Source organism: Acinetobacter schindleri, assembly GCF_010918895.1.
GTDB classification, from domain to species: Bacteria; Pseudomonadota; Gammaproteobacteria; order Pseudomonadales; family Moraxellaceae; genus Acinetobacter; species Acinetobacter schindleri.
Window position 1 is genome coordinate 1 of sequence record NZ_CP044491.1, and the last position, 6,317, is coordinate 6,317.

The following is a 6,317-nucleotide window of genomic DNA, read 5'->3' on the forward strand; positions in this document are numbered from 1 at the left end:
CTGTTTTTTCAAATATAAATTGAGAATTTAATAAAAAAATAAACTATGCCTTCGCTTCGCTCAGTTATTTTTATGCTCGCTTCGCTCGTCTAGAATTTGATTAATACAGTTCGCACCCATTCGGGATGCTCTGTATCTTTCGTTAAGTAGCAAAAGGGAGCTTGTAATCAGGAAAAAGGCGAAGGAGAAATTTTAATGCCAGGTGTTTACTTGTAGACATCCTCATCATGCCTATTGAATAATTTTGTTATTTATATTTAAATATAAAAAAGGGCAACTTAACTCCACATTTTAAGTTGCCCTTTTTTATCAAACATTTAAAATTATGACAAAAATTGTCAATCTTTAATAGAAAACGATATTGAATAGTGACAAAATTTGTCAGTATATTAAATAAAAGAACTAAATCTTTTGATTTATATATGTTTATATATTTGGCATGATTTATGCTTAAATATAATTTATATTTTATGATACTCATTGGGGAATTATTTTGAATAACCAAAAAGGTTTTACATTAATTGAATTAATGATTGTAGTTGCAATTATTGGTATTCTTGCAGCTATCTCTATTCCAGCTTATCAAAACTATATTGCTCGCTCTCAAGCGACGGAAGCTATTAACTTATTGAGTGGACTCAAAACTCGTATGGTTGATATTGCAAGTACTTCAGGGATTCAAAAAGCATGTAGTACTGATACTGCAAAAGGAGCAGAAGGTACACCAAATACACCTGACTATAAGCCGGCAATTACAGAAGGTGCTTTATCAAGTGGTAATGGATTTACATTAGCAGGTAAATATGTTGCTGGTATAGCGGGTAAATATGTTGCTCCAGATAGCTGTGAAATGACAGCAACATTCCGTCCAGCTGGTGAAGGCTTAAATGATAAAATTGCAAGTAAAACTGTAACTTTTATCTATAATGCAAACTCAGGTGCATGGGAATGTAAATCTAATTTAGTAGATGCAGTTAGACCAAATACCTGTGAATTTAAACAATAATTTAAGAGTATTAAAGCGCGTCAAATTTGATGCGCTTTAATTTTAATTAATATTTTTTAGGGTCAATCTGACACCAGTCATAAGTTTTATTTTTGACGTTATTTGGCTCAAATGAATAGCATTTCTTAGTCATAATTCTGACTAGCATTTCTCCATCACTTTCTCTAATTTGTAGCGGATATTTTTTAAGTACAGCCATATCAGCTCTACGTTCATCAATTTCATCTTTGCTTGGCACGTATAAGAAGATTGCCAAAATCAACACCATCATCACAGCGACAAACGTACTGGCAAAAATAAGGATAAATTTTAAGTTCAGTCTATTGGTTGCTTCGTTTAATGCCTGAATACTGTTGTTTAATGCACTTGTATGCTTTTTATTTGCGTTTTCTAGCGATTTTTCAGCCTTGTCTAGCACCCCACTAGCGACTTGGTTGTAAAACGTCTCTAATCGCTTGTTATCGTCTGCTATGGCTTCTCTGTATTCCTTCATGGATGCCAGTAAAATATATAACTGGTCATCTAAATCATTTTGATTACTCATAACGACATTCCGCCTCTATTTAGTTTTTGAGATGCTTTGCGGAGTGCTTGCTCGGCTCGTTGTTTATCTAATTCTTGCTGTCGCTTCATTTCCGCTTGGCGTTCCAGTTCTAGACGTTTGGTTTCTTGGTTCTTCTGCCATTGATCAAAACCTTGATCGACACGGTTTAAACCACGCTGTAAAATGCTCTCTTTCTGCTGTTTCTGTTGGTCAAGTTGTTGGGTATTCTGCTGTTTCACATTGTCATTGAAACGGCTGATTTCAGTGTCTATGCCTTGTCTGCGTAATTGAGTGACTTTGGTGCCTTCATGGATGGTGGCTTGTAGTCCGTTGTTCTGATCGGCATAGCTGCGGTGATCTATTTTTTCTCGGTAGCCTGCACGTTCCAATGCTTTATTGGCTAAGTCTGCCCATGTTTCTCTAATTTGCTTAATGTCTTCTTGGGTTGTCCCCATACCAAGGCTTTTTCGTTTGGCGTTGCTGAGTTCAATATCGGTTTTGGTGGTCAGAGTGAGTTTATTGTCTGCGTCCAATTCGGCTTTTCGGGTTGTGAGCATGATATGGGCGTGATGGTTTTTATCATTACCGCCTTTACTCGGTTCATGGATGGCTAAATCTGCGATCACGTCATAGCGATCAACTAAGGACCTGGCAAAGTCTTTTGCCAAGTCCTTACGTTGATCAGCGTCTAATTCATCAGGCAGGGCAATTACCCATTCTCTAGCGGTTCGGGCATCTTTGCGGTTCTCGGTTTTTTCTGCCAAGTTCCAAAGTTCGCCACGGTCAATTTCAATATCTAAATTAGACAGAATTTCAGCATGGGCGACACCATCTTTTCTCGTAAAGTCATGGGTCAGCCCTGTGCGTTCATCTTCTAGTTTTTCACCTGCACGATAGGCACTTGATGCAACCGCAGTTCGTCCTGAACTTCGGTTAACTGTTTTAGTTGAACAATGATAGATTGCCATGCAGTCGCCTTGAGATGCTTTTGCTTTTAAAAAATTGCGTAGCAGTTTTTTGGGGTTAAGGGGTGTCCCCTTGCGCAACTTTGATTTGAACGAAGTTCAAGTCGTAAGTGCGCATTTCATGAAAAACACGATAGCATATTACCCGCTTGAATTTCAATTCATAGGGTCTTATGCTTGAGTGGTTTTCTATATTCCGAAATTAACCGTTATGACTAAATCTGCTGAAAATATCGAAAAGAAAATTGAAGCCCAGTTAGAGAAGCTGAAACAGTTAAAAGCACAGAAACAGGCTATTGAAGCAAGAGAACGTACCAAAAAGAAAGAACAGGAGCGCAAGGATGATACTCGGCGTAAAATTTTGCTCGGTTCTTACTTGATTAAGAAAATGCAGGCAAATGAAGCCAATAAAGAAAAAATACTCGCTGAACTCAACGAATATTTAACAGAAAATAGAGATCGACAGCTTTTTGATTTGCCCGATATTGAAGCCTAATTTTTCTTAGCTGTTTGGTTTTTTTGTTCGGCTTGATACTCTGGAATGAGCGTATTTAAAACCTTTTGAATATTGTCCTTGTCCTCGATTTGTAAATTATCCCGATAGTAAATTAAGTTCTGTATTTTGCTTTCCATCTGCATTTTTTCGGTGGGTTCGGCATCTTTGGATAGTCGGGATAATAGGAAGATATAACCGCATATATTTTCCCTCGCAATTTCATAATTTACGATGTCGAGGTATTCAACGGTCACATGCTTTAGATCGGTTGATAGGTTATTTAATTTAATCATGGCTGAAATCCTGATTTTTCTAAAATTGGATAAAGCTCTCTGAATTTTTCAGGCTCTAACAGCATATCTGCTATACGGATAGCAAATTGTTGGTAGCTTTCTGTACCTTGTGAATATTTCCCCATTTCAGGCATTTCTGACATTTTTTTTGCAAATAAATGGCGTTGTGCATCGGTCATTTTGATAAAAAAGTCAGGTGTGTTTGGGTCACGCTTAGAATCTAATTTTTTCGGTTGTTGTTTCTGCTTAAACTTGAATGAAAACCCAGTAATTGTACGCCCTTTCTTGTGTTGCTCATAAGTGGCTTTTATGTCTGTATGTTCATTGATTTGAGTAATGGCAGTTTCTAATACACGGCTTTTAAAATGGTGCATACGTTGATATTCATCATCTTCAACACCTAAATTTTTACGTAATTGTTGTAGTTCAAAAACAGGTGTTTTACCAACTTCACGCCAAGCGATTAATAACTCATAAAGTCTAGTGGCATACTTACTGGTTAGGTGTGCAACTTGTTTGGCTTCATATTTTGTAAAGTGTTCTTCTAATCTAGTGATTAAAGGAACTACATCAGGTGCGAAAGTAATTTCTAGTAATGCCAAATCATCTACATAAAAAATACGGCTTACCCAGCGAGAGCGAACGATACCTACCTTCCCTGTTTTTTTATATTCGGCTGTATAGCTAAACTGCCTGTTAAATAGATTATTTACGGCATCTTTCAGGGCTTTGTAGGATGCATCAGGTGATACATTAAATAGTTTTGCATAGTCACTAGCATGTATTTCTAGTTTGCTATCTGCCGTAATACCCCGCCCTAATTCCCTTGCATTAATGATTGCAAGCATGACTAAACGCTGTTCCGTTAGTTCTAAATTATAACTGGCGTTTATTAATGCATTATCTTTCACAACTAAACCATTCTTCATATTAAATACACGTTATTATTAATGTGTATTTACACACTATATATTTTATGTGTGTAAATCAAGAGAATTTGTGTGCTTATACAAGAGAATTTGTGTGCTTATACAAGAGAATTTGTGTGCTTATACAAGAGAATTTGTGTGCTTATATAAGCTGTAGTCCTCTCATATCAATGTTTTCAGCTTATCTAAAAGCATTTAAAAGCTTTAAAAATAATTAAAAGCCTTTCGAGAGGGGAGTGCAAACTGCCCTAGGTACTCGCTAAAGCTCGTACTCTATTGAAGCTCGTTCCTCGCTTCGTGGGGCAGTTTTTGGTTAATCCTATTTGTGAAATCTAAAAGCAAAAGCATTTGTAATGTATTCGCTTCGCTCATACTTTTTGAAAAGCAAAAGCTCCAAAGTTCGCACCCATTCGGGATGCTCTGTACCTACCGTTTAAAATCGAAAGGGAGCTTGTAATCAGAGAAAAGGCGAGGGCGAAATTTTGATGATGCTCAATCGCTCGTAGACACTCGCTCGGTTCTTATTATCTAGGTTTTAATTATTTACTGGAGCTAATCAAAGTTGTGAAACATTGCTTAAATAATAGGCGTGGAACGTGAAAAATCATAAAAAAAGCCCGAACAGGGATGTTCGGGCTATAAACTAGAAACTACAGCATTGATTTCTATAGATAATTATAACGCATTTCGTATAACGTGTATTATGTTAATTTTAGGAAGTCTTTACAGTTGGCCTTCAAGTAACTGACCTATTTCTAACCTGGTATAGCCACGTTCTTTAAAAATCAAAATAATTGCTTTTTTATAATCTTCAGAAGTAGAAGTCTTATATTTAGTTATCAGTTGATTCTCAGAATTCAGCTCTAGATCATTTTTGATGGTCAATACTTCGCTAGAGATCCTATTAAAGATATTTAGGTTAAACATACAGGCACTCGTCATCCGTTATAGCGGCCCGACTACAACAAACACCTGCCTTAGCTTAGCTAGACACCCTTGGCCGCAAGGATTACAAATTAGACAAGATTCTGCAAGTTTTGCAGAATTGAGAGCCTGAATATTCGACGAAATTATTGTTCACTTAACATAATGGCCGTTATACGAAATTCAGTTGTTAGAAACCATTTATTACATCAAAAGTAATGAAAAAGTAAAGAATATGCCTTATATTATCTTTACTTTAATAGTTTTGAGTGAGGAAATCATGTCCGCAGTCAATTTCAATATGCGCTTAGAAGCAGAGTTAAAAGAACAAGTCACGCCTATTTTGGAAGACTACGGTTTGACTATGCCCCAAGCATTCAAACTGTTCTTGAATCAAATCGTTAAAACTAAAGCGATCCCTTTATCTTTTGACTATGCGCGAGAAACTGCTTTAACTCCTAAAGCAGCAGCCAAGTTACTTCAATCTTTAAAAGAGATTGAAAGTGGCGAGTACACCGAGTACGAAACGGTAGAAGAAGCGATTAAAGCTATGTCGGAAGAAGCACATGGCTAAACGTAAGATTATCGTAACAAGTTCTTTTAAACGTGATATTAAAAGACGTTATTTAGAACTGGTTACGGCTGAATGGGCAGAAGTATTAGATTGTTTAGTCGCAAATAATCCTTTGCCTGAAAAATATTTAGATCATCCCTTGAAGGGTGGTGCAGAGTTTAAGAATTGTCGTGATTGTCATGTGAAGCCTGATTTAGTCTTGATTTATAGGCTTGTTGGTGACGATATTTTAGAACTGCATCAGTTGGATAGCCATTCCGAAATTTTTGGATGACTATCGCTCGATGCTTTGAAAGATGGCTTTAGCCATGTTTCAAAGTCGGGCAACTTTGCGCTTGCTGTAATCTGATCAGTAATGAGAAAAACCAAGCAAAGTACCGATCATCTAGTATTTTTTAGGGTCGATCTGACACCAGTCATACGTTTTTTCTTTCACGTTATTTGGTTGAAATGAGTAACACGGTTTTTTCGTCATGATTCTGACGAGTGTTTCTCCATCATCAACTTTGATTTGAAGTGCATATGCTTCTTATGCCCTCGCTAAAGCTCGGACGTTTTAACCTCGCTTTCGCTCGGTTTAAGGGGG

9 protein-coding genes are annotated in these 6,317 nt (G+C 36.9%); 4 read left to right on the plus strand and 5 right to left on the minus strand.

The window, feature by feature from the left end; genetic code table 11:
- The first annotated feature begins 529 nt into the window (after window positions 1-529).
- Window positions 530-1,006: a pilin gene (locus tag FSC11_RS16050; RefSeq protein WP_420867681.1), complete on the plus strand. Its 477-nt coding sequence runs from the start codon at window positions 530-532 to the stop codon at window positions 1,004-1,006.
- Between the two features lie 46 nt (window positions 1,007-1,052).
- Here the strand turns inward: FSC11_RS16050 and FSC11_RS16055 are convergent, their stop codons facing one another.
- A complete protein-coding gene (locus FSC11_RS16055; protein ID WP_163167922.1) occupies window positions 1,053-1,550 on the minus strand; it encodes a hypothetical protein in 498 nt (165 codons plus the stop codon).
- Window positions 1,547-2,518 (minus strand): MobQ family relaxase, encoded by a 972-nt coding sequence (gene mobQ, locus FSC11_RS16060; protein ID WP_163167924.1) that lies wholly within the window; start codon window positions 2,516-2,518, stop codon window positions 1,547-1,549. Before mobQ ends, FSC11_RS16055 begins: the two co-directional genes overlap by 4 nt.
- Before the next feature lie 208 nt (window positions 2,519-2,726).
- Here mobQ and FSC11_RS16065 point away from each other — a divergent pair, with 208 nt between their 5' ends.
- Window positions 2,727-3,011: a hypothetical protein gene (locus FSC11_RS16065; protein ID WP_004871868.1), complete on the plus strand. Its 285-nt coding sequence runs from the start codon at window positions 2,727-2,729 to the stop codon at window positions 3,009-3,011.
- Here the strand turns inward: FSC11_RS16065 and FSC11_RS16070 are convergent.
- From FSC11_RS16070 to FSC11_RS16360, 3 genes are all read right to left on the minus strand, one after another.
- Entirely contained in the window at window positions 3,008-3,304 is a 297-nt protein-coding gene (locus FSC11_RS16070) for a hypothetical protein (protein WP_163167926.1), read from the minus strand. The genes FSC11_RS16065 and FSC11_RS16070 overlap by 4 nt on opposite strands.
- Window positions 3,301-4,233 carry a replication initiation protein RepM gene (repM, locus tag FSC11_RS16075; RefSeq protein ID WP_026438545.1) on the minus strand — a complete coding sequence of 311 codons (933 nt, stop codon included), beginning with the start codon at window positions 4,231-4,233 and terminating at the stop codon, window positions 3,301-3,303. Before repM ends, FSC11_RS16070 begins: the two co-directional genes overlap by 4 nt.
- 723 nt (window positions 4,234-4,956) lie before the next feature.
- The gene (locus FSC11_RS16360; RefSeq protein ID WP_057979931.1) at window positions 4,957-5,160 is read right to left on the minus strand and encodes a hypothetical protein; all 204 of its coding nucleotides are present in this window, start codon (window positions 5,158-5,160) and stop codon (window positions 4,957-4,959) included.
- A gap of 277 nt (window positions 5,161-5,437) precedes the next feature.
- Here FSC11_RS16360 and FSC11_RS16085 point away from each other — a divergent pair, with 277 nt between their 5' ends.
- Both FSC11_RS16085 and FSC11_RS16090 read left to right on the plus strand, forming a co-directional pair.
- Entirely contained in the window at window positions 5,438-5,731 is a 294-nt protein-coding gene (locus FSC11_RS16085) for a type II toxin-antitoxin system RelB/DinJ family antitoxin (RefSeq protein WP_163167928.1), read from the plus strand.
- Window positions 5,724-6,005 (plus strand): type II toxin-antitoxin system YafQ family toxin, encoded by a 282-nt coding sequence (locus FSC11_RS16090; RefSeq protein WP_001129137.1) that lies wholly within the window; start codon window positions 5,724-5,726, stop codon window positions 6,003-6,005. The genes FSC11_RS16085 and FSC11_RS16090 overlap by 8 nt, the downstream gene beginning before the upstream one ends.
- Window positions 6,006-6,317: the final 312 nt, after the last annotated feature.

Bases quoted from the DNA above. Each gene is read 5' to 3' on its own strand.
- FSC11_RS16055 (WP_163167922.1), bottom strand. From the start codon at position 1,550: ATGAGTAATCAAAATGATTTAGATGACCAGTTATATATTTTACTGGCA.
- FSC11_RS16065 (WP_004871868.1), top strand. From the start codon at position 2,727: ATGACTAAATCTGCTGAAAATATCGAAAAGAAAATTGAAGCCCAGTTA.
- FSC11_RS16070 (WP_163167926.1), bottom strand. From the start codon at position 3,304: ATGATTAAATTAAATAACCTATCAACCGATCTAAAGCATGTGACCGTT.
- FSC11_RS16360 (WP_057979931.1), bottom strand. From the start codon at position 5,160: ATGTTTAACCTAAATATCTTTAATAGGATCTCTAGCGAAGTATTGACC.
- FSC11_RS16085 (WP_163167928.1), top strand. From the start codon at position 5,438: ATGTCCGCAGTCAATTTCAATATGCGCTTAGAAGCAGAGTTAAAAGAA.
- repM (WP_026438545.1), bottom strand. From the start codon at position 4,233: ATGAAGAATGGTTTAGTTGTGAAAGATAATGCATTAATAAACGCCAGT.
- FSC11_RS16090 (WP_001129137.1), top strand. From the start codon at position 5,724: ATGGCTAAACGTAAGATTATCGTAACAAGTTCTTTTAAACGTGATATT.
- mobQ (WP_163167924.1), bottom strand. From the start codon at position 2,518: ATGGCAATCTATCATTGTTCAACTAAAACAGTTAACCGAAGTTCAGGA.
- FSC11_RS16050 (WP_420867681.1), top strand. From the start codon at position 530: ATGATTGTAGTTGCAATTATTGGTATTCTTGCAGCTATCTCTATTCCA.